This window comes from Streptomyces sp. CRN 30, from assembly GCF_034105845.1.
The window spans coordinates 1-23,254 of record NZ_JAVRHI010000063.1 but is presented as its reverse complement, the minus strand read 5'-3'; the positions used below and the strand labels follow the sequence as shown (position 1 = coordinate 23,254).

The window sequence follows — 23,254 nt, the reverse complement described above, 5'->3', positions numbered from 1 at the left end:
CCGGCGGCTCAGGCCGGACGGCCCCGGCGCGGCTCGTCCCCCGGGCGGGCCGCACCGGCACGCCCGGGGACGGTCAGCCCGCGCTGCCCGGGCTCCGGTGCCACAGCTTCCGCACCTTCCCCTGTTCCTCGCCCGTGGGCTTCAGATCCGCCCACGGATGCATCTCGTACCCGTTGGACATGCGGATGCTGCGGGAGCGGACGGCCGGCTCCATCGGGTCCTGCGCCGCGGAACCGGTCGGCGCGGGCAGGCCGTCCGACCCGGCGAGCCGGGCCCGGTGCGCGCTGTCGCCGTCCGGGGCTCCGCCCGGCTCCTCCCGGATGTTCGTGCTCTGCGCCAGCCGGGCCGCGACCGCCTCCACACCGCCCGTGCGGCGCAGTTCGACGAGTTCGGCGAGGTTCCAGGCCATCGCCCCCACCACACTGAAGCTGCGCGGTGCCCGCCGCTGCACGGTTCCGCGCACCAGCAGCAGCCAGGAGTGGAAGACGGTGTGGGCGCAGGCCGCGTGGGAGTCCTCGAAGAAGGCGAGGTCGACCAGGCCCGTACCGTCGTCCAGGGTGGTGAAGACGACGCGCTTGCCGGAGCGGAGCGGCGGGGTCTGGGTCGCCGCCTTGGCGCCCGCGACCAGGACCGTCTCCCCGTTGCGCGCCTCGCGCAGCCGGCGCGCGGACAGCACCCCGAGCTCGTCGAGGAACTCTTTGTAGTCGTCCATCAGGTTGTGCGAGGCGTCCATGGAGAGCACGCCCAGCTCGGCGCTGAGCCGCTCCGACGGGCCGAGGTCCGGCAGTCCGGCGGACGCGGTGCCCCGGCCTCCGGAGAGGGGCAGCTGCTCCCCTCCCGCGCCCGGCCCGCCGCCGCCCCGCGCGCCCCGGTGCAGCTCGGTCAGGTGCAGCTGCAGGTCGCGGCGGTTGGCGCCGAACGCGTCCAGCGCGCCGACCTGGGCGAGCCGTCCGGCCAGCGGGCGGCTGGGCCGGGCCCGCTCCCAGAAGTCGACCAGCGAGGCGTAGGGCTGCCCGTCCGCGATCCGGGCCGCCTCGGCCTCGTTGATGCCGTGCACGTCGGAGAGGGCCAGCCGGACGCCCCACGCCTCCGGCCGCCCTGTCTCTTCTGTCTCTCCTGTCTCTCCTGTCTCTCCCGATCTTGATTCAGACACCAGTTCGATACGGTGTGTGACCCCCGACCGGTTCACGTCCAGCGGCAGGATCGGCACCCCGCGCCGCCGCGCGTCCGCCAGCAGCAGCCGCTTCGGGTACATCCCGGGGTCGTGGGTGAGCAGCCCCGCGTAGAACGCGGCCGGATGGTGCGCCTTCAGCCACGCCGACTGGTAGGTCGGCACCGCGAAGGCGACCGCGTGCGCCTTGCAGAAGCCGTAACTGCCGAACGCCTCGACGATCTCCCAGGTCCGGGCGATCGTCTCCGCGCCGTACCCCCGGGCCGCCGCGTGCTGCGCGAACCAGACCCGGATCCGCCCCTGCGCGTCGGGGTCCGACAGCCCACGCCGCACCCGGTCCGCCTCGCCCCGCCCGCAGCCGGTCATCACGTCCACGATGTGGATGATCTGCTCGTGGAAGACCACCACCCCGTACGTGTCCTTGAGGTGTTCCTCCAGGTCCGGGTGCGGGTAGCGGGCCGGCGCCCGTCCGTGCCGGGCCTCGATGAACGGCCGCACCATGTCGGCGGCCACCGGGCCGGGCCGGAACAGGGAGATGTCGACCACCAGGTCGTGGAAGGACGACGGCTGCAGCCGCCCGACCAGGTCCCGCTGTCCCGGCGACTCGATCTGGAAGCAGCCCAGTGTCTCGGCGGTGCGGATGAGCTCGTACGTCTTCGGGTCGCCCGCGTCGATGTCGAGGGCGTCCAGGTCGGGGCGGGTGCCCGTGGCCCGTTCGACCTCCTCCACCGCGTGCGCCATCGCGGACTGCATCCGCACGCCCAGCACGTCCAGCTTGAGCAGCCCGAGGTCCTCGACGTCCTCCTTGTCGAACTGCGACATGGGGAAGCCCTCGCCGCCGCTCGGCACCACCGGCGTACGGGCGAGCAGGGAGGCGTCGGAGAGCAGCACCCCGCACGGGTGCATGGCGATGCCGCGCGGGAGGGCGTCGAGCGCCTCGACCAGGTCCCACATCCGGCCGTACTTGTCCTTGTCGCCCGCCAGCTTCTTCAGCTCCGGCAACTCCTCCAGCGCCGCGCGCGCGTCCTTCGCCCGGATGTGCGGGAAGGACTTGGCGATGTGGTCGATCTCGGCCGGGTCCATGCCGAGGGCGGCGCCGACGTCGCGGACGGCGTGCCGGACGCGGTAGGTCTCCGGCATCGAGACGGTCGCGACCCGTTCGGTGCCGAAGCGGTCGATGATCGCGCGGTACACGTCGAGGCGGCGCGCGGACTCCACGTCGATGTCGATGTCGGGCAGCACCGGGCGCCGCTTGGACAGGAAGCGCTCCATCAGCAGCCCGTGCGCGACGGGGTCGGCGTGGGCGATGCCGAGGAGGTGGTTGACCAGGGAACCGGCGCCCGAGCCCCGCGCGGCCACCCGGACGTCCATGCCCCTGACGTCGTCGACGACCTGGGCGACGGTGAGGAAGTAGGAGGCGAAGCCGTGGTGGGCGATGACGTCCAGCTCGTCGTGCATCCGCTCCCAGTAGTCGCGCCGCCCGTCGTACCCGCGCAGCACCATGCCCGCCGCGGCGCGCGAGGCGAGGACGCGCTGTGCGGTGCGCCCGCCCGCGCCGACCAGGTGCGGCTCGGGGAAGTGCACGCTGCCCATGCCGAGGTCGTCCTCCGGGTCGACCAGGCACTCGGCGGCCGTGGCCTGCGTCTGTTCGAGGAGCCGGTACGCGGTCTCGCGGCGGAACCCCGCGGCCTCGACGACCCGCTCGGCGACGGCGAGCATCGCGCTCGCGTCCTTGAGCCAGGCCTCGCCGGAGTCGGACTCGCGGCTAGCGTCGACGGGCACGAGGCGGCGGGCCGCGTCCAGGACGTCGGCGACCTGGCCCATGCCGGGGTCGGCGTAGCGGACGGCGTTGGCGAGCACCGGCCGGACCCGCTGCTCGGCGGCGAAGCCGACGGCACGGGCGGCCAGCCGCAGCGAGCCGGGTCCGGTGCCCGTACGGCCGTGCCACACGGCTTCCAGGCGCAGGGCGTCGCCGTACGCCTCCCGCCAGGGCACGAGGAGCCGCGCGGCCCGGTCGGGGCGGCCCGCGGCGAGCGCGCGGCCCACGTCGGAGCCGGGCCCGAGCAGCACGGTCAGGCCCTCGGCGGCGCACTCCCGCCAGGGCAGCACCGGTGGGCCCTCGCCGCCCGCGTGGGCCGCCGAGACGAGGCGGCAGAGCTCGGCCCAGCCCCGCGCGCCGTCCCGGGCGAGGAAGGTCACCCGGGGTGTCGACTCGTCGAGGAAGGCACCGCCCCGCACAGGTGTCCGACGCTTCTCGCCCGCGGCCCCCTGCCCCCTTCCGGTGCCGCGCTCCCCCGCCGGCGGTTCCTCCACCGCGAGTTCCACGCCGAACAGCGGCCGGATGCCGGCCCGGGCGCAGGCCTTGGCGAACCGTACCGATCCCGCGAGGCTGTCCCGGTCGGTGAGGGCGAGGGCGTCCATGCCCCGCTCGGAGGCGCGCTCGGCGAGCCGCTCCGGGTGCGAGGCCCCGTACCGCAGGGAGAACCCGGAGACGGTGTGCAGATGCGTGAAACCGGGCACACGCACCTCCGCACTCCTCCGTGTCCGTACTTCCTGGCGAAGCTGCCGAACCTGTCGAAGCCGCCAAAAGGGCATCGAACACTAGTTCCCAACTTCCCCACCCTCACCATACCTCCATTATCGAACGAACGTACGACAGCCGTTCAGACCCTTCCCCACCTGCGGAAACACCGGGCGGGCCGGACCGTGGGGCCCTTCGACCCCATCGACGACAAAGAAAGCGGGCCCTCACCCTTCCCGGGTGAGGGCCCGCGCCGGGGCGTCCTCGCTCAGCCGATCGAGGCGCCGTAGGCCGAGAGGGCCTCGGTGACCGGCTGGAAGAAGGTCGTGCCGCCGGAGGTGCAGTTGCCGCTGCCCCCGGAGGTCAGGCCGACGGCGCTGGACCCCGAGAACAGGGAGCCGCCGCTGTCCCCGGGCTCGGCGCAGACGTCGGTCTCGATGAGGCCGTTGACGATGTCGCCGCTGCCGTAGTTCACGGTGGCGTCCAGGCCGGTGACCGTGCCGCTGTGCACCTGGGTCGTCGAACCGCTGCGCGTCACGTCCATGCCGACGGTGGCCTCGGCCGCGCCGGTGATCGTCTGCGCGGAGCCGTCGTAGAGGTTGACCTCACTGGGGTGGTCGGCGCCGGCGGTGTACTCGACCAGGGCGTAGTCGTCCCCGGGGAAGCTGGAGTCCACGGCGGCGCCGACCCCCTGGCCGGTGGAGTCGGCCCAGCTGGTGCCCGCCTCGGTGCAGTGGCCCGCGGTCAGGAAGTGCGGTGCGCCGCCCACACTCACGTTGAAGCCGAGGGAGCAGCGGCCGCCCCCGCCGTTGATGGCGTCACCGCCCGCGAGGAAGGGCTTGAACTCACCCTTGGTGCGCTGCAGTTCGGCCTTGCCGCCGAGCCCCTCGACCACCTCGGTCAGCCTGTTCCACTCGGCCGTGGAGACCGTGCGGTCCGCGGTGACGACGACCTTGTTGGTCCGCGGGTCGGTCGCCCACGAGGTGCCGGGGATGGTGGCGTCCCGCTTCAGCGTCGTACGGGCGTCCGCCAGCTCGGCGAGGGAGTGCTCCACGACTCTCGCCCGGGCGCCGGCCTCCCGGACGGTGCCGGCGGCCGTCTCGTCGAGCACGTTCACCACGAGGTGCTTGCTCTTCGCGTCGTAGTACGTTCCCGCGGCGTCGGCGCCCAGGTCGTGGCCGAGGGTCGAGGCGAGCTTTCCGGCCGCCGGCGCCGAGAGGGTCCGCGGCCCGTCGGTGGACTCGGCCTCGTTCGCGTTCGCAGTCTGGAAGGTGGCTCCCGTGGTGACCAGTGCGGCGATGCCCGCGACCGTCACGGCGGCACGCCGCCCGGATATGCGTCGGTGCTTCAACTCACGTCCTCCTGTGGGGGGGCGGCCGGAGGGGGTGTGGGGCCACTCCCCGGCCGGAAGGCGTTCGGCACGAAGACGACGGACAGGGATAAAGGCCGCGTCCATGCCAACGTTGCGCCCACTATTCCCAGGGCCGGCAGGAGCACACAAGGTCGTCTTCCGGACGCGCACTGGATCATCACAACTCCGGGGGCGCACGCCCCCGTGAGAGCGTCCCTGACCGGCGTCAGCGCATCCGAATCCCTACTGCAAACACATGCGGCAGTGAATATCTCGTGTGCGGGCGGGCGCGGAAGGGGCCTAGTCCTGTCCGGGACGCGCCCCTTCGGCGGCCGGATCCGCACGGGTCCCGAGGGGCGTGCGCTGCTCCTGCGCGGGTCCCTGCTGGGCCCGTTCCAGGAAGCGCAGCAGCTCCACCGGGAACGGCAGGACGAGCGTGGAGTTCTTCTCGGCCGCGACCGCCACCACCGTCTGCAGCAGCCGGAGCTGGAGCGCCGAGGGGGTCTGAGCCATCTGCTGGGCCGCCTCGGCGAGCTTCTTCGACGCCTGCAGCTCGGCGTCGGCGTTGATGACCCGGGCGCGCCGCTCGCGGTCGGCCTCGGCCTGCCGGGCCATGGAGCGCTTCATGGTCTCGGGCAGCGACACGTCCTTGATCTCGACGCGGTCGATGGTCACGCCCCACTCCACGGCCGGGCTGTCCATCATCAGCTCAAGACCCTGGTTGAGCTTCTCCCGGTTGGAGAGCAGATCGTCGAGCTCGCTCTTGCCGATGATGGAGCGCAGCGAGGTCTGCGCCATCTGCGAGACCGCGAACCGGTAGTCCTCGACCCGGACGATCGCGTCGGCCGGGGAGGTCACCTTGAAGTAGACGACGGCGTCCACCCGTACGGTGACGTTGTCCCGGGTGATGCCCTCCTGCGCCGGGATCGGCAGCGTCACGATCTGCAGGTTGACCTTGTACAGACGGTCGGCCAGGGGAACGATCATGGTGAGCCCGGGCCCGCGCACCCTCGGGCGCAGCCGTCCGAGCCGGAACACCACCCCGCGCTCGTACTGCTTGATCACGCGCGCCGCCGCCATCCCGTACACCGCGCCGACGGACGCGAGGGCCACCCCCGCCGTCACCAGCTCCTGGACCATGCCGACCCCCGGTTCTTCGAGATGGAGGTACGTGCCGCGCCTGCCCTTCGACGGTAGTCCCGGCGCGCGGAAGGAGCGAGCCCCCGCACGGCACGTGCCGTGCGGGGGCTCGCCTGCTGCTGGCTGCAGTCCAGTGGCAGTGGTGCGGTGGTGCCGGAAGTACCGGCCGGTCAGGTGAGGTTGACGCCGTAGGCGCTCAGGGCCTCGGTGACCGGCTGGAAGAACGTCGTGCCGCCGGAGGAGCAGTTGCCGCTGCCGCCGGAGGTCAGGCCGTAGGCGATGCCGCTGGTGCTGTAGAGCGGGCCGCCGGAGTCGCCGGGCTCGGCGCAGACCGTGGTCTGGATCAGGCCGGAGACGACCTGGCCGCTGCCGTAGTTGACCGTGGCGTTGAGGGCGGTGACCCGGCCGCTGTGGGTGCCCGTGGTCGAACCGTCGCGGGTGACGGTGGTGCCCACCGACGGGGTGGCCGCGCGCGTGATGTCCACACCGTTGGCGGTGCCCGGCTTGGCTATGGACGTGTTGCTGTACCGGACGATCCCGTAGTCGTTGCCCGGGAAGCTGGTGCCGGCCGCCGGGCCGAGGACCGTGGTACGGGCGGAGTTGGCGTACCAGGTGCCCGAGCCGGAGGTGCAGTGCCCGGCGGTCAGGAAGTAGTCGACCCCGCTGCTGCTGCGGACGTTGAAGCCGAGGGAGCAGCGTCCGCTGCCGGAGTAGATGGCGTCGCCGCCCTGGATCAGGGTGCTGAACTCGCCCGGGGTCCGCTTGACCTCGAGGGCGCCGGCCTGGTCGCCGGCCTCCTTCTGGATCTTGGCGAGCTCCGCGTCGGAGACGGTGCTGTCGACGGTGAGGAGGACCTTGCCGGTCTTCTCGTCGACCGCCCAGGCGGTACCCGGCACGTCGGCCTCGAGTACGGCGGAGCTGGCCTGCTTGAGCTCGGTGGTGCTGAAGGTCTGCGCGTCGCTCGCGTTCGCGGTGGGGACTGTGACGGCAGCCGCGGCCACGAATCCGGCGGCCACGGCGATCAGCCGGGTCCGTCTCGCAACGCCGCTACGGGGGGTGGTGCGCTTGGTCCTCACGTTCGTTCCCTCCTGGGGGAAGTCGGGGGCCCGCTTGTGTGGGGTGGGGCCCGTGAGGCGCGTGTCAAGGAACGTGTTCGGATTACGAACACGCCGTGCCCCTGACAAGGCGCTGTGGGGGAGTATTCGGCCGCACGACCGAGTGACGCAAGGGGTCCTTTCGGCCGTGCGGCCGACGATCCGCCCGCCACCAGCAGGTAATGATCCGCCGACACACTTGTGAAGATTCCGTGCACGAGCGCGGGGCGGCCGGAGTGTTGCCTTTGCGACCGGTCGGCGCGGATTGCCCGCGCCCGGGACGGATCGACGCGGATTGCGCTCCCCGCCACGACGGCGGCCGGCGCCCCTTCCCCGGGTGTCTCAGCCCCGCGGTACGGGCTCGGGAAGCCCGAGGTGGGAGCGGAGCGTGGTCCCCTCGTACTCCGTGCGGAACGCGCCCCGCTCCTGGAGCAGCGGCACCACCCGGGCCACGAACTCGTCGAGCCCGCCCGGCGTCAGGTGCGGGACGAGGAGGAAACCGTCGGCGGCCTCGCTCCGTACGCACTCGTCCATCCCGGCGGCGACGGCCTCCGGAGTGCCGACGAACGACGGCCGGCCGGTCGCCTCGATCACGGCCTGCCGGATGGACAGCCCCTTCGCCCGCGCCAGCGCCCGCCACTTCTCCGCGACCGCGCCGGGGTCGGCGACCCGCGCCCTCCCCCGCGCCGGGTCCGGATGCGGCACCGGATCGAAGGCCGGCAGCGGGCCGTCGGGGTCGTGGTCCGACAGGTCCACGCCCCACACCTGCTCCAGGGTGCGGATCGCGGTCCGCGGGGAGACCTGCCGGCGCCGGATGGCGGCGGCCCTCTCCCGGGCCTCGGCCGCGGTGTCCCCGAGGACGAAGGTGACTTCGGGCAGGATCTTCAGGTGCTCCGGTTCGCGGCCGTACGCGGCGAGCCGGCCCTTCACGTCGGCGTAGGACTTCCGGCCCGCCTCCAGCGTCCCGTGCCGGGTGAGGAGCACGTCGGCGGCCGACGCGGCGGCCTCCCGGTCCTCGTCGGAGTCGCCCGCCCGGATGACGACCGGGTGTCCCTGCGGCGGGCGCGGCAGGGAGAAGGTGCCCGCGAGGTCGAAGTGCCGCCCCCGGTGGACGCAGGACCGCGCCGCTCCGTCCGGCCGCCAGGAGTCCCACAGTTCCCGTGCCACCTGCACGAACTCGGCGGCACGCGCATACCGTTCGGCCCGGTCGGGGAAGCCGCCGCGCCGGAGGTTCGCCTCGGCGGAGGCGTCCGGGGAGGGGTCCACGTTCCAGGCGGCCCGGCCCCCGCTGAGGTGGTCCAGCGAGGCGAGCCGACGGGCGACGTCGTACGGCTCCTCCAAGGTGGTGTGCACGGTGGTGGCGAGCCCGAGCCGGGTCGTGACCGCGGCCAGCGCGTTCAGCACGGTGAGCGGTTCGGGGCGGCCGACCGCGTCCAGGCCGCGGACGAGGTCCTCGTGCTCGCGCAGCCGCAGCCCCTCCGCGAGGAGGAAGAAGTCGAACAGACCACGTTCGGCGGTGTGCGCGAGATGCTCGAACGACGCGAAGTCGATCCGTTCCCCGGACCCGGGATCCGCCCGGACGGTCGTGTCGTCGGCGCTCGGCAGGTGCGCGGCCAGGTGCATCGTCCTGCGGCCCGCGCGGCTGCGTACGGTCATGCCGTTTCCCCTGCCACGGTGTGCCGGCCCGCGGGCCGGGCGAGTCCGAGGTGCTCCCGGAGCGTGCGGCCCGGGTAGAAGGTGCGGAACAGGCCCCGGTGCTGGAGCAGCGCCACCGTCCCGTTGACGAGCCGCTCCAGGTCACGGCACGGTTCGGCGGGGACCAGGTGGAAGCCGTCGACGGCGCCGGCCCGGTACCAGGTGGTGATCAGCTCGGCCAGGTCGACGGGGCCGCCCCGGTACAGCGGTCCGCGCGCCGTCCGCCGGGGCCCGCCCCCGCCGTGCCCCGGATCGGCCGCGTACTCGCCGTCGGCGAGGTCGACGACGAGGTGCGCGAGGACCCGCAGCGTGCCGGGGTCACGGCCGGACGCGGCCGCCGCGGTCCGCAGTTCCTCCCGTACCGCACCGGCCCGCGCCGGCCCGTCGGCACGGACGAGCGCCACGTCCGCGTACCGGGCCGCCACCTGCCGCGCGTACCGGTCGGTGGCGTCGACGACACGGACGGGGTGCCCCTGCGGCGGCCTCGGCACGTGCGAGGGGCCCCGCACGCCGGAGGTGCCGCCCGCGAAGCCGACGCGGTGCGGCTCGTCCCGGTCGATGGACCGGCCGGCCGCCGCGTCCCCCACCTCCGCGTCCTCCTCCCGGCTGTCCCACAGCCGCGCGGCGGCGTCGGCGACCTCGCCGGCCTCCTGCCAGAGCGCCTCCGCCCCGGCCGCGCGGCGGCGCCCGAAGAGCCGGGCCTCGCCCTCGGTCGCCGACACGTCGATCCGCCACCCGGCCCGTCCCCGGCTGACCCAGTCCAGGGTCGCCACGGCCGCCTGGACGTGGAAGGGCTCGGTGTGCGTGGTGGTCATGGTCGGCACCAGGCCGATCCGGCCGGTGGCGGGCGCGACGCGGGAGAGGACGGCGAGCGCGTCCGGGCCGGTGCGCGCGAAGGAGTCGTGCAGGGTCACGAAGTCCAGCGCGCCGCGCTCGGCGAGCCGGGCCGACTCGGCGTACGGCCCGGCCCGGTACCCGGCCCGTCGGTCGAGGGCGGCGGCGAGGTGCAGCAGCCCCCGGCCGTGCGGTGCGGTCATGGGAGAAGAGGATCACTGGTCAGGGACATGAGGGTTCCTCGGAGGGTTACGGAAGGCGGGCGGCACGGCGCGCGGGACGGCCAGCACGGGGAACGGCGGTGCGGGGGAACGGGGGCCGGTCAGGCGGCGGTGCGACAGGAGAGGGCGCCGAGGAACGCCAGCGCGGCGCGCGCCGTCGCGTCGTTCTGCCGGAACGCCGGGCCGCCGGTGCGCGGCCGGGTGAAGGCGCCCGAGCCCCGGGCGTCGGTGTGCGGGCCCAGCGCGAAGCGCCGCGGGTGCGGGGTGCCGGAGCGGTCCAGGACCCGCCCGTCGGCGGGGTCCACGGCGAGCAGCCCCTCCGCGGTGACGGCGGCCCCGTCGGCGTGCAGGCCGCGCAGCAGCGCGTCGCGGGTACGTTCGACCGTGGGGTGCGGCAGCCGCGCCTCGACCAGCGCGCGGGCCTCCACGCGGGCCCCGGGCACACTGGCGCTGCGGGCCCGGAACACCCCGTCGGCCGCCTCGACCGTCGTGCCGGCGCCGAGGAAGCGCAGCACTCCGGCGCGGGACAGCGCGAGCATCTGCCGCAGCCGGGGCCCGGGCGGGCCCGACGCGAGGTAGCTGAAGAACCCGTGCCACCAGGGCCCGATGTCCCCGAGCCGCACCAGTTGCCCGTAGACGGACAGCAGCGCGAGGAAGACGGCGTGGTCCTGGCTGCGCAGCGGGTTGTGACGGCGCGTCAGGTCGTCCTCGACGTAGGCCCGCAGCTCCTCCTGCAACGCGTCGTAGGACCCGTACGTGACGCCGTCCAGCGGGCGGTCGAGCGCGGCCGCGTCGAACCGGTCCGCGGGGTCGGGCACGCTGGACGCGACGAGCGCGGCCACCTCGGCGGGGCCCCCGGCGGCCGCGTACGCCTGCTCGAAGTCGGCCCACGCCCCGGTCGTGCGCTCGGGATGCGCCGTGAACAGCCGGTGGTAGTGCGCGTACCCGAGCTCCTTGTCGACCAGCGGCCACACGTCCCGCCGGAAGTCGGGGCCACCCGGGCGGGCGAGCAGGGCGTCGACCTCGGCGGGTCCGAGGAACCGCGGCAGCGGCGGCCGGTCGCCCTCCCAGTCGTAACCGATCTTGGAGTGGTAGGGCACGCCGCGCCGGGAGCCGACGTACAGGACCGGCTCCCGCCCGGACGGCACGTACACCGGCTCCCCGTGCCCGCCCTCCTCGTAGCGTCCGCCGCGGCCCTCGGTCAGCAGCACCATCAGGTCCACGAAGGCGAGTCCGAAACCGCGCACCAGGACGGGCTCGCCCGGGGCCAGCGCCTCCAGGTCGCTGTCGGCGGTGAAGTCCGGCGGCAGGTGGACGAGGCCGTGCGCGCGGGCGTACGCGGCCAGCTCCCGCTGCTCGTCGTCCAGGTCGGCGTCCAGGTGCCCGAGGGTGAGCACCACCAGGTCGGCGAGCAGGGGCCGGGGCCGGCCCTCCAGCCACACCTGCTGCCGGCCCTCGCGCGGCCCGCCGACGCCCAGGGCGCGCCGGGTGTGGCGGTGGACGCGGACGCCGGGCGGCAGGGCGGCGACGGCCCGCTCGTACACCCAGGTCAGGTACGCACCGAGCAGCCGGCGGTCGCCGAAGGAGCGCCCGTCGACGGCCGCCCACTCGTGCAGGGTGGGCCCGGGGCGCACCGGCCCGGCCATGTCCACCGTCTCGTCGGTGAACATGGTGACGTCCTGGGCCTCCGAGTTCATCCACAGCAGCGGTGACTGCGCCTGCCGCCAGATGCGGCCGCCGCCCGGCGGGTACGGGTCCACGAGGTGCACGTCGAGTTCCGCGCCGGCGTACAGCTCGGGCGCGTTGGCGGCGATCCGCTCCAGCACACCGGTGCCGCGCGGCCCGGCGCCCACGATCACCAGGGACGGCCGCCGGTACGAATGTGACGTGCGAGAGGTACGAGGCATGCGAAGGCTCCGTGACGCGACGGTTCGAACACGGTGGTTCGAACGCGGTGGTCGCCTTCACACGGCGGCGCCCGGTGGGCGCCGTACGGCCGAGCCCCTCAGCAGGGCCGCACGCCGAGAGTACGGGCGTGTTTCCCCTCACTGTCAAGGTTGTCCGCACAGTGGACCGTGCGTCTCATGCCAGTTGACGCGGAACCGGATGCCTGTTCAACTTGGCCCATGCATCCGCAGCAGTGGCTGGTCACGCGCTCCCACATCGACTTCGGTCGCGTGTGGTCCTCTTCCTGTTGAGCCGACCGCCCGCCTGCTGCCTGCCCTGAGCACAGGGACCGGCTCACTTCACGCCTTCACACGCGTACCTTCCCCTCAGCACCCGTCGCAGGGGCAGCAGCAGTCGCATCCGTCGCACTTGTGGCAGCAGCCCTCGCGCTTCTTCCGGGACCACGGACCCTCGTACTCGCTCGCGCAGCACAGCTTGCACGTGCAGCAGAGCAGCCAGAACATCCCGCAGCCGGCCCAGAAACCCCGCCGGCCGGAACCGCCGCCGGACGCACCACCGCCCTGTCCCCCACCGCCCGTGTACGGGTTCCCACCACCCGCGTACGGGCTCCCGCCACCCTGCTGCGGCGCTCCGTACGGACCGTACGGACCGTACGGCCCCGGCTGCTGCGGCTGCTGCGGCTGCTGTCCGTGCGGTCCGGCGGGCCCGTGTGCCGAGCACGTCGGCACCGTCCCGAACGCCCGGTCCACCGACCTGCGCAGTTCGTGCACGAGCAGCACGTGCGCGAGCCTGCCGTCCGTGAACTCCGCCTCGCGCAGGGCGAGCCGTATCCCGTGCAGCGCGTCCTCGGCCAGCCGGCGGGCCTCGGTGAGGGACGTGCCGGTCACCGTCAGGGGGTTCCACGCACCTGCCGCGGCGTCGGCCTCGCGGTCCTCGACCGCGTCCAGCAGGTGGGCGAGCCGTCCGAACAGCCGCCCCGCCTCGGCCAGCGGCTCGGCGTTGCCCGGCCGCCCGGCCAGCCACGCGGTGTGCGCGAAGGCCGCGGCGGTCGCCGTCTCGGTCGGCTCGGTGACCGTCAGCAGCGGGGTGCCGGGGCCGGCGAGCACCTCGACGCCGGTCTGCCGGTCCACGGCGTCGACCAGGACGGCCGTGTCGAAGCCGATGTCCGATCCGGTGCGGGCGCCGGCCCGGTCCCAGCCGGCGGCGACCCGGCGCGCGGCCAGCCGCACCGGCCCGCGGGCCACCAGCCCGTCCCCGTCGGCCAGATGGTCCCGGACCTTGGCCGAGGCCAGCACCAGGGAGACCGCGGCGGCGAGCCGCGCGCCCTCACCCCGCGCGACGGAGGCGGTACGCATGCCGCGCAGGGGGCAGGGGCCGGCGGTGCGCCGCCACCCGGACGACCGCTCGGGCGTGGCCTGAGCCTCCGTCAGCACCGAGACCAGCAGCCCGTCGTAGTTGGTGACGATGCGGGCGAGCTGCCCGTGGTCCCCGCGCAGCGCGAGGCAGAGGCCGCACAGATGGGCCGTCCACTCGGCCCGCAGTCCGTCCCCGAGACGGTGACTGCACGGTCTGACGATTCCGAACACGGCGTTCCCCCGTACCTGAAGTGATCTTCGGTCGCCGCATCGTAGCGAGCGCCCGCCGATCACCCGGACGCACCGCTCCTCACCCGTCCGCCACGAGAAATATTATTTCACTCACAGTCAGCAGCAGTGTGGACAAAAGGCCTTGGGGCACACGGGCTCTGTACGGATCCGCTCTGCACCAGTACCGTCACGAAACCCCCGCGCGGCGTCTATCCACTTGGCGCGCCATCCGCATCATGGACGACCATAGGGATGCGGAAAGCAGAAAAGACCGCTGTGAGAGGAGGCGTCCATGGGATCGGTGCGCAAGGCGAGTGCCTGGCTTGGCCTCGTCGACGACAACGATGACGAGCGTTACTACGACGACGACTATGCCGAGGGGCAGCAGCAGGAGCAGCCCGGCGAGGCCTGGGTCACCGACCCGCGGGTGAAGGTCGCGTCCGAATCGGCCCAGGAGAAGGGGCGCCGGATCGGTACGGTCGCCCCGGACAGTTTCCGGGACGCCCGCCACATCGGCGAGCTGTTCCGCGACGGGGTTCCCGTCATCATCAACCTGACCAACATGGAGGGCACCGACGCCAAGCGCGTCGTCGACTTCGCGGCCGGTCTGATCTTCGGACTGCGCGGCTCCATCGAGCGGGTCTCCAGCCGTGTGTTCCTGCTGACCCCCGCCGACACGGAGATCGTCAGCGGTCAGGCCGCGGGCCGCGGCGCGGACGGTTTCTTCAACCAGAGCTGAGGCGGGGCGGGTCACCGGAAGGCGTCGAGACCGGTGAGCGCCTTGCCCAGCACCAGCTGGTGCATCTCGACGGTGCCCTCGTAGGTGAGCACCGACTCCAGGTTCGTGGCGTGCCGCATGACGGGATACTCCAGGGAGATGCCGTTGGCCCCCAGGACGGTCCGGGCGGTACGGCAGATCTCGATCGCCTCGCGCACGTTGTTCAGCTTGCCGAAGCTCACCTGTTCGGGACAGAGCCGTCCCGCGTCCATCCGCCGCCCCAGATGGTGGGCGAGCAGAATCCCCTTGTGCAGTTCCACCGCCATGTCGGCGAGCTTGGCCTGGGTGAGCTGGAAGCCGCCGATGGGCCTGCCGAACTGTTCCCGCGACTTCGCGTAGTCGACCGCCGCCCCGAAACAGGTCCGCGCCGCGCCCATGGCCCCCCAGACGATGCCGTAGCGCGCGTGCGACAGACAGCCGAGCGGCCCTTTGAGCCCGGTGACCTCCGGCAGTACGGCGTCCGCGGGCAGCCGTACGCCGTCCATGACCAGTTCACTCGTGACGGACGCGCGCAGGGACCACTTGTGCCGGATCTCGGGGGCGGTGAAGCCCGCGCTGTCCGTCGGCACGACGAACCCGCGGATGCCGTCGTCGGTCCGCGCCCACACCACGGCGACACCGGCGACGGACCCGTTGGTGATCCACGTCTTCCGCCCGGTCAGCACCCAGTCCGTGCCGTCCCGCTTCGCGTGGGTCCGCATCGACGCGGGGTCGGAGCCGTGGTCCGGTTCGGTCAGCCCGAAGCAGCCGATGACCTCGCCGGCGGCCATGCGCGGCAGCCACCGCAGTTTCTGTTCCTCGCTGCCGAAGCGGTGGATCGCGTACATGGCGAGGGAGCCCTGCACGGAGACGAGCGAGCGGATGCCCGAGTCGGCGGCCTCCAGTTCCAGGCAGGCCAGCCCGTACTGCACGGCGGAGGCCCCCGCGCAGCCGTACCCCTCCAGGGGCATGCCCAGGGCACCGATCTCCCCCAGCTCCCGGGCCAGTTCACGGATCTCCGGGAGCTCGCCCTCCTCGTACCACTCGGCGACCCGGGGCAGCACCCGCCGCTCGGCCCAGCCGCGCACGGTGTCACGGATCGCGAGGTCCTCCGCGTCGAGCAGCTCGTCCAGGCCCAGGGGGTCGGCGGGGTCGAAGGGCGGGAGCTTCGGGGACGCGGTCATGGGCAGCCTCCGGGCACACGGGGAACCAGCAGCGCCGGTCAGGGATCGACGCCGACGTTACGGCGCGGTCCTCCGCGCGTCCAGGTTCCGCCACGACTTCCCACCGGTGGCGCCGGGAGCTCGAAGAGCTGCGGGAGCCGCGGGACCCCGTCGGGCCCCGGTTCACCGCACGGACTCCGCGCGCACCTTGCCGGCCGTCCCGCCCTTGCCGGTCGTCCTCTCCCCGCCGGCCGCCTCCCTGGGCGCGGGCACGTCGACCGGGCCGCCGCCTTCCGTGGACGGCTCCGCGGCCGTCCCGGGCTCGGCCGTCCCGGGCTCCATGAGCCGCGGCAGCCGGAGCGCCATCGCCGCGCCGAGCAGCAGCAGACCCGCGCTGACCAGCAGCGTGACGTGCAGGCCTTGCACGAAGGAGTCACGGGCGGCCTGCCGCAGGGCCTCGCCGGACGCGCCGCCGAGCCGCCCGGCCACCTCGTACGCCTCGCCCAGCGAGTGCCCGGCCGCGGCCGCGGCCGCGGCGGGGACCCCGGGCACCGAGGTGAGGCCCGGCGCGTAGGCCGCGTTCATGACGCTGCCCAGCAGGGCGATGCCGATCCCGGCGCCGAGCTGGTACGAGGTCTCGCCGATCGCGGCCGCCCCGCCCGCCCGGTCCGCGGGCGCCTCGCTCAGCATCGACTCGTACGCCCCGAAGAGCGTCGTCTCCAGGCCGAACCCGAGGAACACGAACCCGGCGAGCAGCAGTGCCGGCCGGTCCTCGTGGCCCATCGCCGTCAGCAGGACGACCGCGCCGGCGGTCAGGCAGAAGCCCAGCGACACCATGCGGCGCGGCCCGAACCGCCGCAGCATGAGCGAACCCGCCAGCCCCGCCGCCATCGCCGCGACGGTGAGCGGCAGCAGCCTGAGGCCCGTCTGGAGCGGTGACAGCCCGAGGACGAGCTGGAGGTACTGCGCCGCCATCAGCTCCAGGCCGACCAGTGCCAGCATCGCCAGCACGATGCACCCGACGGACGTGCTGAACGCGGGGCGCGCGAACATCCGCAGGTCCACCAGCGGATGCGCACGCCGCCGCTGCCGCCGGACGAAGACGAACAGCAGCGCCCCGCCCACCAGGAGCGGCCCCGCCGTCCACGGGTCCAGCGGCGGGTCGCCGCCGCCGAGCCGCTTCACGCCGAGCACCGCGCCGAACAGGCCGGCGGCGGCCGTCAGCGCGCCCACCACGTCCCAGGGGCCGTCGCGGTCGCCGAAGGACTCGGGCAGCAGCCACCGCCCGAGCGGCAGGCTGACGAGCATCAGCGGGATGTTGATGAGGAAGACCGAGCCCCACCAGAAGTGCTCGAGCAGGAAGCCGCCGAGCAGGGGTCCGACGGCGGCGCCGACCGCGGCCACGGCGGTCCAGATGCCGATCGCGAACGCGCGTTCGCGCCGGTCGGGGAAGATGTGCCGCAGGATCGACAGCGTGGCGGGCATGATCATGGCGCCGCCGACCCCGAGCAGGGCGCGGGCCGCTATCAGTACCCCGGGGTCGTCCGCGCAGGCCGCGAGCCCCGAGGCGACGCCGAACAGGGCGTAGCCGAGGAGCAGGACCCGTCTGCGGCCGACCCGGTCGCCCAGCGTGCCGAAGAGGATCAGCAGCGAGGCGCAGACCAGCGGGTAGACGTCGACGATCCAGAGCAGCTCGATGGCGCCGGGCCTGAGGTCCTCGGTGACGGCGGGCACCGCCACGTGCAGGACGGTCGCGTCGAGGGCGACGAGCAGCAGGCTGGCGCAGAGGACGACGAGGACGACCCAGCGGTTGGCACCGGGCCCGGTCTCCCGACGGCTCCTCGCGGCGGCCGTGCTCGTCCCGGACATGTACGTACCTCCCAGATGTTCCCTCACGTTCGGCGGGACCGCGGGCGGGGACTCCCGACGGCTACGGCCCGGGAGGAGCGGCGTCCCGGACCCGCGCGGACGAACGGCGAGTGAGCCGTCAGCGTACGCGAGTTCCCGCCAGGGGCATGTGGCGGGTCTCTCATGGGACTGTCACAAGGGTGCGGCGTGGGGCACTTCGGTCATCCGCCGTTCATCCGTCGGAGTCCTTCTTCGTCCTTCGGGGTGCTCCTTCGTCCTTCGGGGTGCTTCACGTCGCCGTACGGCCGCCCGGTTCCGGGCCGCACCGATAATCAAGCGCGTGACCGCTCTCGATCTGCGCCCGGCCGCCCCCCTGTTGCGCAGGGCCGCTCCCGCGCTCCTCGGGTACGCCCTCGTACGCGCCCTGGGCGTGCTCGTCCTCGCCGTGTGGAGCGCGGCGCACGGCAAGAGCGCGCACACCCTGCTGTCGGCCCGCTGGGACTCGCTCTGGTACGTGCGGGTCGCCGAACTGGGTTACGGGTACGAGGTCCGCCTCCCCGATGGGGACGTGCACTCGAATCTGGCCTTCTTCCCGCTGCTGCCCTGGCTGGAACGGGCCGGCGCCGCGGTGACCCCGCTGTCGTACGCGGACGCCGGACTGCTCGTCGGCGCACTGGCCTCGCTCGCCGCCGCCCTGGGGATCTTCGCCGTCGCGGACCGTCTGCACGGGCGCGGGGCGGGACTCTTCGCGGTGCTGCTGTGGGCCGTGCTGCCGGTGGGGATCGTGCAGTCGATGGCGTACAGCGAGGCGCTCTTCACGGCACTGGCCGCGTGGGCGCTGTACGCGGTACTGACCGGCCACTGGGTCACCGCGGGCACGCTGGCCGCGTTCGCCGGGCTGACCCGTCCGATCGGCGCCGCGGTGGTCTTGGCGGTGTGGGCCGCGGCGCTCGTCCCGTACGCCCGCGGCCGCGGGCGTCCCCCGTCCGTGCGGTGGGGGAACGTCGGGGCGCCGCGGGGCGCTTTCGCGCGACGGCGCGCCCTCGGCATGCTGCTCGCCCCCCTCGGTGCCGCCGGGTACGTGCTGTGGGTCGGGCACCGCACCGGCGGCGGTGTGCGCGGCTACCTCGACGTCCAGGCGGGCTGGGGCAACGGCTTCGACGGCGGGTACGCCTTCGCGCGGTTCACCGCCGCACTCCTCACCTCGTTCCCGTCGGCGCTCGCCGGCCTCGGCCTGCTCGTCGGCGTCGCGCTGCTCGTCCGGCTGTACGTCGGGTGCGTCCGGCAGGGACAGCCGCTGCCCCTGCTCGTCTACACGGGGGTGATCGTCGTGCTCGCCCTGGGCGCGTCCGGTTACTTCGGCTCGAAACCGCGCCTGCTGATGCCCGCCTTCCCACTCCTGTTCCCCCTCGCCGTGGCCCTGGCCCGGCTGCGTACGGCCAGGTCGGCGCCGGTCGTCGCGGTGCTCGCGGCGGGGTCCGCGGTCTACGGGGCGCTCTGGCTCGGCGGCTCGGGCCCGCCGTGACCGGCCCGCCCGGCCGTGCGCGCTGTGTGATCGCCCGGGTAAATCGACACCAGCATTCGGTGAACGAATATAAAAGCGCTGCAAAACAGAGCGGGTCGACCGTCACCGTAAATGCGGGCCACGACCCACCGCTGATTAGGGATTTCCCCAGAATAAGCCGTGTCCTGAGAGGTTTCCCACATCACATCGTCATCACAAACCGAGTGATACGGACCGGATCGGAGCTCACTCGCTGTAACGTCGATTGACGTGCGTACCGAACGATCGCTGACTCGTCCCGAGCGGGTCTTCGCCCGGCTGGACCGTGAACCGCAACGGCCGGCCCACATCGACGTGCCGTCGATGAGCCGGCACCGGATCGTGCTCTTCTCCGCCACCCTGGCCTTCTACGCCGCCATCGTGTGGGCCGTGCTCATCACCTCGTGGCTGGTCCGGCTCGACTGGCAGCTGATGTTCTTCCGGCCGTACCAGCAGTGGCCGGAGGTGCACGCGTTCCTCGACTACTACGTGGTCCTGGGCCAGCGCGGGCCCACCGCCGTGATGGTGGCGGCCTGGCTGGGCTGGCGCTCGTGGCGGCAGCACACGCTGCGCCCGATGCTCGCGCTCGGCGTGTCGCTGCTGCTGCTGAACCTCACGGTGGGCGCCGCCAAGATCGGCATGGGCCGCCTCGGACCGCACTACGCGACCGAGATCGGTTCCAACGAGATGTGGCTGGGCGGCGACATATTCCCTTCGGGCCACACCGCGAACGCGGTGGTGACCTGGGGCGTCCTCGCCTATCTGGCATCCACGCCCAGGGCACGGCGCTGGCTGTCCGCGCTCTCCGCCGTCATCTCGCTCGGCGTGGGTCTCAGCACGGTCTACATCGGCACGCACTGGCTGAGCGACGTCCTGCTGGGCTGGGCCGCCGGTCTGCTGATCCTGCTCGCGCTGCCCTGGTTCGAGCCGCTGATCGCCCGCGCCGAGGCCTTCCTCTTCTCGCTGCGCGACACCGCGCTCGCCCGGTACGGCCGCACGGCCGCCGAGCCCGAACCGGCCGCCGTGCCGGCCCCGGCCGCCCCGCCCGTGCACAGGCCCACGCCCGTCCTGCGCAAGCCCGCGGCGGGCACCGTCCCCGAGGAACCGGCCGCGGTGCGCGACCCCTCCGTCGTGCCGCGCTCCGCCCGGCCGCCGCTGCACCTGGCGCCGGGACCGCACTCGGCCCGGTCGGAGCGGTCGCCGGTCACCCCGGGCGGCAGCCGCCGTCCGCCGCACTCGGACAGAGTGCCGCGCTCGACGACCACGTCGAGCCGCCCCCTCACGGGAGGCTGACACGAGACAGCGGGAGTGCCCCTCGCACGCACCCCGCCCCCGCACCGCCGAAGGCCCGGCTCCCCCGAGGAGCCGGGCCTTCGGCGTGTCCGGTGTCCAGCCCTTCCGGTGTCTAGCCCTTCCAGCAGCGGGTCACCCGGCCGTCCCGCACCTCGAAGTTGAGCCGGCCCGCGAGGTACTCCATGGTGATGATCGCGCCCGGCGGCAGCGACCTGACGGTGGACCAGCCGCGCTCGCGGGCGCGGTGTTCGGCGTTCCGCTCGTCCAGGCCCACATAGGCATCCGGGACGTCCTGGGGCTCCTGGGGCGGGGTGGTGTTCGATGCCATGACGCCACGTTAGGCGGCGGGGTGCGACAGGGGGAAGACCGGGACCGCCACGAAGGGTCACTGTCGTGCGGTGATCACACTTGTGTCACAGAATCACGACAGCGTTTCGGCCGAACCGGGTCACACATACGGGCGGTCCCGAGCGTGTCCCCGCCTTGCCGCCGGTAATTGCCGACCGGCCCGCCGCCGTCCTGAATGCCGCTGTCGAAAAACCGGCACCTGCCGTACGGCCCACTGCTTTCCGCTTCGATTCCCGCGCGGCCCCGGAAGGCGGATCGGACGGTAATTACACGGTTTCCGTCCACTGCCCCGGCACGCCCCCTGTCGCGGTGCCCGCGGACGCGAGCATCATGGCGTGAGCCTGAACAGGCCCAGGACGCGACGGCGAAGGGGCGAGCGATGGGCACGGACACCGCGCAGGCGACGGCGCCACCCGTAGGCACGAGGCGGCCCGGACGGCTGGTGGTCGACTGGCTGACGACGACGGACCACAAGAAGATCGGCCACCTCTACCTCGTCACCTCGTTCGCCTTCTTCCTGGTGGCCGGCGTGATGGCACTGCTGATGCGCGCGGAACTGGCCCGCCCGGGACTGCAGATCATGGACAACGAGCAGTACAACCAGTTGTTCACCCTGCACGGCACGATCATGCTGCTGCTCTTCGCGACCCCCACCTTCGCCGGGTTCGCCAACGAGCTCATGCCGCTGCAGATCGGCGCGCCGGACGTCGCCTTCCCACGGCTGAACATGTTCTCGTACTGGCTGTTCCTCTTCGGCGGGCTGATGGTGCTGGGCTCGCTGCTCACCCCGTCGGGGCCCGCCGACTTCGGCTGGACCGCCTACACCCCGCTGAGCGGCCCGGAGCGCTCGCCGGGCATCGGGGCCGATCTGTGGATCATGGGACTCGCGCTGGCGGGGTTCGGCACCATCCTCGGCGCGGTGAACTTCCTGACCACCATCATCGGCATGCGCGCCCCCGGCATGACGATGTTCCGGATGCCGATCTTCGTCTGGAACACCCTGTTCACGTCGATCCTGGTCCTGATGGCGTTCCCGGTGCTGGCGGCGGCGCTGCTGGTGCTGGAGGCGGACCGGCGGTTCGGCGCGGTGGTGTTCGCCCCGGAGAACGGCGGGCCGCTGCTGTGGCAGCACCTGTTCTGGTTCTTCGGCCACCCCGAGGTGTACATCATCGCGCTGCCGTTCTTCGGGATCGTCACGGAGATCATCCCGGTGTTCAGCCGGAAGCCGATCTTCGGGTACATGACGCTGGTCGGCGCGACGATGGCGATCACCGGGCTGTCGATGGTGGTGTGGGCGCACCACATGTTCGCCACGGGCGCGGTGCTGCTGCCGTTCTTCTCCTTCATGACCTTCCTGATCGCCGTGCCCACGGGGGTGAAGTTCTTCAACTGGACGGGGACGATGCTCAGGGGGTCGCTCTCCTTCGAGACACCGATGCTGTGGGCGGCCGGCTTCCTCGTGACCTTCCTCTTCGGCGGTCTGACCGGAGTGATCCTGGCCTCGCCGCCGCTGGACTTCCACGTCACGGACTCCTACTTCGTCGTGGCGCACTTCCACTACGTGGTGTTCGGCACGGTGGTCTTCGCGACCTTCGCGGGGTTCTACTTCTGGTGGCCCAAGTTCACCGGGAAGATGCTCGACGAGCGGCTCGGCAAGATGCACTTCTGGACGCTCTTCGTCGGCTTCCACGTCACGTTCCTGGTGCAGCACTGGCTGGGCGCGGAGGGCATGCCGCGGCGGTACGCGGACTACCTGGCCGCCGACGGCTTCACCGCGCTCAACACCGTGTCGTCCATCGGCGCGTTCCTGCTGGGCGCCTCCACGCTGCCGTTCCTCTACAACGTCTGGCGGACCGCGAAGTACGCCGAGAAGGTCGACGTGGACGACCCCTGGGGCTTCGGCCGGTCCCTGGAGTGGGCGACCTCCTGCCCGCCGCCGCGGCACAACTTCGTCGCGCTGCCCCGCATCCGCTCCGAGGCCCCGGCCTTCGACCTGCACCACCCCGCGTTCTCGGCGATCACCCCGCCCCAGACGCGGTCCGGCCAGGAGAAGAGCGTCCAGATCCACATCGGCCAGGAGCGGCCGACGGACGGTCACGAACCGCTCTGACCGTCCCGCCGCGTCCGTCGGTCCCGTCAGTCCGTCGCGGTGACGCCGATCGAGAGGTCGTTGTCGGCCGTGTAGTACGGCCCCACCAGGACGGGCCCGTGCCGGGCCGTCTCCAGGGTCACCTTCGGGTAGGTGAAGATGTGCTTCCGGTCGGCGACGTCGTCCAGCAGCCGGGCGATCCGCACCCGCGGCCCGGCCCCGCCCGCCGGACGCAGCCACAGGTCCCGGATGCCGGGGGCCGGCGCCCCGTACGCCACGGTGCACCGGAAGGAGTCCCCCTCGGCGCTCACCTCGGCACGTACCGCGGGCGCCGCACCCTCCCGGTCGACGGCCTCGACGTACGCGTCCGGGGTGAGCGACGCGCCGTACAGCCGGCCGCTCACCCCCAGGCCGTCCGCGCCGATCCGGAGGTCGCCCGCCTCCGCGTGCGGGGCGCGCAGCCAGCTGCGGACGGTGAGGTTGCCGTACTTGGTGGCGTACGGGACGCGCACGGCGACGGGGCCGTCCGAGCCGGCGGGCACGCGGTCGACCAGCGCGCGCAGGTCGTTGAGGCCGGCCGCCAGGCGCCGCGGCTCGCCGTCCGCCCACTGGACGTGCACGTCCCAGCGGCCCTCGGCGAGCCGGGCGTCGCCCGGCAGCACGGCCCTCGGCCGGCCGGGGCCGGCCGGGGC

The 23,254-nt window shown here is 73.1% G+C and carries 16 protein-coding genes; 4 read left to right on the top strand and 12 right to left on the bottom strand.

The features are described 5' to 3' along the window. Nucleotides 1-73 precede the first annotated feature (73 nt). The 8 genes from UW392_RS06425 to UW392_RS06390 form a co-directional block, all read right to left on the bottom strand. A complete protein-coding gene (locus UW392_RS06425) occupies nt 74-3,691 on the bottom strand; it encodes a DNA polymerase III subunit alpha (RefSeq protein ID WP_320773899.1) in 3,618 nt (1,205 codons plus the stop codon). Between the two features lie 269 nt (nt 3,692-3,960). Beyond that, nucleotides 3,961-5,043 carry a S1 family peptidase gene (locus UW392_RS06420; RefSeq protein WP_320773898.1) on the bottom strand — a complete coding sequence of 361 codons (1,083 nt, stop codon included), beginning with the start codon at nt 5,041-5,043 and terminating at the stop codon, nt 3,961-3,963. A gap of 300 nt (nt 5,044-5,343) precedes the next feature. Then, entirely contained in the window at nt 5,344-6,183 is an 840-nt protein-coding gene (locus UW392_RS06415) for a slipin family protein (protein ID WP_320773897.1), read from the bottom strand. Between the two features lie 170 nt (nt 6,184-6,353). Further along, on the bottom strand, nt 6,354-7,259 hold the full coding sequence (locus UW392_RS06410) for a S1 family peptidase (RefSeq protein ID WP_320773896.1): 906 nt from the start codon (nt 7,257-7,259) through the stop codon (nt 6,354-6,356). A gap of 360 nt (nt 7,260-7,619) precedes the next feature. Continuing rightward, nucleotides 7,620-8,933, bottom strand: coding sequence for an NtaA/DmoA family FMN-dependent monooxygenase (locus UW392_RS06405; RefSeq protein WP_320773895.1), 1,314 nt, complete (start codon nt 8,931-8,933; stop codon nt 7,620-7,622). Then, the gene (locus tag UW392_RS06400; protein ID WP_320773894.1) at nt 8,930-10,009 is read right to left on the bottom strand and encodes an LLM class flavin-dependent oxidoreductase; all 1,080 of its coding nucleotides are present in this window, start codon (nt 10,007-10,009) and stop codon (nt 8,930-8,932) included. The genes UW392_RS06405 and UW392_RS06400 overlap by 4 nt, the downstream gene beginning before the upstream one ends. A 119-nt stretch (nt 10,010-10,128) precedes the next feature. Further along, a complete protein-coding gene (locus tag UW392_RS06395) occupies nt 10,129-11,934 on the bottom strand; it encodes an FAD/NAD(P)-binding protein (RefSeq protein WP_320773893.1) in 1,806 nt (601 codons plus the stop codon). Between the two features lie 366 nt (nt 11,935-12,300). Continuing rightward, entirely contained in the window at nt 12,301-13,521 is a 1,221-nt protein-coding gene (locus UW392_RS06390; protein ID WP_320773892.1) for a DUF5685 family protein, read from the bottom strand. Between the two features lie 292 nt (nt 13,522-13,813). Between UW392_RS06390 and UW392_RS06385 the strand changes: the two genes are divergently transcribed. Beyond that, nucleotides 13,814-14,260 (top strand): cell division protein SepF, encoded by a 447-nt coding sequence (locus UW392_RS06385; RefSeq protein WP_320773891.1) that lies wholly within the window; start codon nt 13,814-13,816, stop codon nt 14,258-14,260. A gap of 11 nt (nt 14,261-14,271) precedes the next feature. Here UW392_RS06385 and UW392_RS06380 read toward each other — a convergent pair whose 3' ends face one another. Both UW392_RS06380 and UW392_RS06375 read right to left on the bottom strand, forming a co-directional pair. Beyond that, complete coding sequence (locus UW392_RS06380) at nt 14,272-15,462, bottom strand: acyl-CoA dehydrogenase family protein (RefSeq protein ID WP_320773890.1); 1,191 nt, start codon at nt 15,460-15,462, stop codon at nt 14,272-14,274. 162 nt (nt 15,463-15,624) lie between these two features. After that, nucleotides 15,625-17,310 (bottom strand): MFS transporter, encoded by a 1,686-nt coding sequence (locus UW392_RS06375; protein ID WP_320773889.1) that lies wholly within the window; start codon nt 17,308-17,310, stop codon nt 15,625-15,627. A 319-nt stretch (nt 17,311-17,629) separates the two neighbouring features. Between UW392_RS06375 and UW392_RS06370 the strand changes: the two genes are divergently transcribed. Next, nucleotides 17,630-18,814 (top strand): glycosyltransferase family 39 protein, encoded by a 1,185-nt coding sequence (locus UW392_RS06370; RefSeq protein WP_320773888.1) that lies wholly within the window; start codon nt 17,630-17,632, stop codon nt 18,812-18,814. Nucleotides 18,815-19,063: 249 nt separating this feature from the next. Next, nucleotides 19,064-20,125: a phosphatase PAP2 family protein gene (locus UW392_RS06365; protein WP_320773887.1), complete on the top strand. Its 1,062-nt coding sequence runs from the start codon at nt 19,064-19,066 to the stop codon at nt 20,123-20,125. A 112-nt stretch (nt 20,126-20,237) separates the two neighbouring features. Here UW392_RS06365 and UW392_RS06360 read toward each other — a convergent pair whose 3' ends face one another. Continuing rightward, nucleotides 20,238-20,453, bottom strand: a complete 216-nt coding sequence (locus tag UW392_RS06360; RefSeq protein ID WP_320773886.1) for an I78 family peptidase inhibitor — start codon at nt 20,451-20,453, stop codon at nt 20,238-20,240. Nucleotides 20,454-20,852: 399 nt separating this feature from the next. On the opposite strand from UW392_RS06360, the gene ctaD reads away from it, so the two are divergent. After that, nucleotides 20,853-22,583, top strand: coding sequence for a cytochrome c oxidase subunit I (gene ctaD, locus UW392_RS06355; protein ID WP_320773885.1), 1,731 nt, complete (start codon nt 20,853-20,855; stop codon nt 22,581-22,583). 26 nt (nt 22,584-22,609) lie between these two features. Here ctaD and UW392_RS06350 read toward each other — a convergent pair. Next, nucleotides 22,610-23,254: hypothetical protein (locus UW392_RS06350; protein WP_320773884.1), on the bottom strand; the 645-nt coding region annotated here is incomplete at its 5' end.

Bases quoted from the DNA above. Each gene is read 5' to 3' on its own strand.
- UW392_RS06415 (WP_320773897.1), bottom strand. From the start codon at position 6,183: ATGGTCCAGGAGCTGGTGACGGCGGGGGTGGCCCTCGCGTCCGTCGGC.
- UW392_RS06405 (WP_320773895.1), bottom strand. From the start codon at position 8,933: ATGACCGTACGCAGCCGCGCGGGCCGCAGGACGATGCACCTGGCCGCG.
- UW392_RS06400 (WP_320773894.1), bottom strand. From the start codon at position 10,009: ATGACCGCACCGCACGGCCGGGGGCTGCTGCACCTCGCCGCCGCCCTC.
- UW392_RS06395 (WP_320773893.1), bottom strand. From the start codon at position 11,934: ATGCCTCGTACCTCTCGCACGTCACATTCGTACCGGCGGCCGTCCCTG.
- UW392_RS06385 (WP_320773891.1), top strand. From the start codon at position 13,814: ATGGGATCGGTGCGCAAGGCGAGTGCCTGGCTTGGCCTCGTCGACGAC.
- UW392_RS06380 (WP_320773890.1), bottom strand. From the start codon at position 15,462: ATGACCGCGTCCCCGAAGCTCCCGCCCTTCGACCCCGCCGACCCCCTG.
- UW392_RS06375 (WP_320773889.1), bottom strand. From the start codon at position 17,310: ATGTCCGGGACGAGCACGGCCGCCGCGAGGAGCCGTCGGGAGACCGGG.
- UW392_RS06360 (WP_320773886.1), bottom strand. From the start codon at position 20,453: ATGGCATCGAACACCACCCCGCCCCAGGAGCCCCAGGACGTCCCGGAT.
- ctaD (WP_320773885.1), top strand. From the start codon at position 20,853: ATGGGCACGGACACCGCGCAGGCGACGGCGCCACCCGTAGGCACGAGG.